The sequence below is a fragment of the Vibrio sp. 1402 genome, from assembly GCF_033340275.1.
This window is the reverse complement of sequence record NZ_JAWOWE010000206.1, coordinates 1-757: the sequence shown is the minus strand read 5'-3', so window position 1 is coordinate 757 and position 757 is coordinate 1. Positions and strand designations below refer to the sequence as shown.

Here is a 757-nt window from a genome sequence, read left to right as displayed (position 1 = left end):
TGCCATACACCAAGCACAAAGTGGAGAAGTAACGCTGCAGGTCAAAACTGTGTTCGTCAATGTACTCGCCAAAATCGTAATAGTCGGGTCTGTCATCGGACTCAAACGCAAACATGTCGGCGGCACTGATGGCCATATCGGCGCCATCGTCTAAATAGTCGATCAGTAAAATAGTGGCGAAATTGTCAACGGCATCTTCTTCTTTCCCCAACACAGGGATGCTTTGATCCTCGATGTACGCATGCCCAGCTTCATGCAGCAAAGTGTGTAATAAGGTATCTAATGCACCAGTCTTTGGCGATTTTCCGTAGCGATCTTCATATTGGTTGTTGGAGAAGTAATTGAGTGACTCCAAGTAAAACGTATACGGAATATGGATGGTGTGCGTGTCGGGATCGTACATAGGGCCATCTTCGCCGCCATAAATCAGGGTGAGCGGTTTACGAAAAGGGAAGTAGGCTTGAGAAAGTCGAACAAAAATCGGGTTCACATCGCTGCTTTGAATGGATTGCTCGGCAAGTTTGTCATGGGTTGTTTCTGCGGGTATGTACTCGATACGAATATTGTTCGCCGCGTTGGCAGAAGCGGCACAGAGTAATAGCGCAGGGAGAAGCGATTGAATTTTCATGTTGAGCTCTTGTTATTTGAATGACTTGCATAAAAATTATACATGTTTTTGGCGAATGAATAATCGGGATTGGCGTTTGTCACTCTGCGCCAATTCGTTTTATAGCTCGCCTAAAGGAGATCACTATGC

General features: G+C 45.6%; 1 protein-coding gene. It reads right to left on the bottom strand.

All coding sequences use genetic code 11. The features are described 5' to 3' along the window. Positions 1-628: DUF4344 domain-containing metallopeptidase (locus R7044_RS25110; protein ID WP_225455984.1), on the bottom strand; the 628-nt coding region annotated here is incomplete at its 3' end. Between the last annotated feature and the right edge of the window lie 129 nt (positions 629-757).